General features: G+C 41.9%; 1 protein-coding gene. It reads left to right on the top strand.

Going from position 1 to position 1,088, the window contains the following annotated elements; genetic code table 11:
• Positions 1 to 138: 138 nt before the first annotated feature.
• Positions 139 to 897 carry a hypothetical protein gene (locus ABVT42_RS22380; protein WP_353898206.1) on the top strand — a complete coding sequence of 253 codons (759 nt, stop codon included), beginning with the start codon at positions 139 to 141 and terminating at the stop codon, positions 895 to 897.
• Positions 898 to 1,088: the final 191 nt, after the last annotated feature.

The raw sequence follows: 1,088 nt of genomic DNA, 5'->3' as shown, positions 1-1,088 counted from the left end.
GACTTGTCTTGAAGCTGTGATAAATAACCATTTAACAAATGCATTAACACGGATGTTTTTCGCGCCGCTCCTTCGTCGCTCTGCGAAAAACACCGGTTATGCTGGCGTTATGCCTTTTTAGAATCTAAGGAGATATGAGTGTCTGAAATAATGGAAGCAAATTACGCTCAAATGAAGTCATATGTTGAGCGGAACAATTTCCCTTTCCAAGAGAAAGACGAGCAAGGTTGTAAGCGCCTTGATGTTCAAAACGGAAAGGCTAAGAGTGTGGTTAAAGTTTATTCGACTGGCACCATTCAAATACAGGGTGCAGACTCCAAGCTTAAAGCGGCTTTGACTCAAGCTAAGGAGGCTGTAGAAAACGAAGAAAATATCGGCGAAATGCTGCCATTTGAAATTGAACGATTCCCTGAAGTTCTTAAAGAAAACATAGCTGATATAGACCCAATCATTATTCGTTTTATCGAAGAAGCTATCGTCACTATCAAAGCTGGGTCAAACCTAGGCTGTGCTTTTCTTCTTGGCGGGGCATCTGAAAAGGCTATCTACTTACTGATAGACGCATATACGCAGGCAATACCAGATCAAGCCATGAGAGATCGTTTTATTTCTAAGACTTCGAAAAAATTTATCTCAAAAGTTTTTGAAGAGTTCAAGGCGTCGTGGAAAAGCTCAATCAACAAGCCACAAGGGTTCGGCTGGACAAATGATATTGAAGTGAAAATTGAGCAAATATTCCAATTTTGTCGCATCTGTCGTAACGAATCAGGGCACCCTCATCTTCCTCCAAACCTAGATAAGGGTGTTTTACTTGCAAACATGGGGCAGTTTGTGAAGTACATTGAGGATATGTACGGAATGATTAACTATTACAAAGAAAACAATGTTCAGTTCTAGGTATAACAAGCCGCTCAAATTCGTTCCGGCCACAAAAGACGTGGCCTCCACCGGACTTGCTAACGCTCGCCGTTTAGCGGGGCGTTAGTAGTACGAATATGAATTGGCAACACCTACGAAATCTTACAGAATCTAAATGGGCCAATTGCGACCTATACGAAGGCGTTTGTGGATACCAAATACAACCCGGA

This window comes from Aliikangiella maris, assembly GCF_040719265.1.
GTDB classification, from domain to species: Bacteria; Pseudomonadota; Gammaproteobacteria; order Enterobacterales; family Kangiellaceae; genus Aliikangiella; species Aliikangiella maris.
The sequence above is the reverse complement of the archived record's forward strand: the minus strand, read 5'-3'. Positions and strand labels throughout refer to the sequence as shown.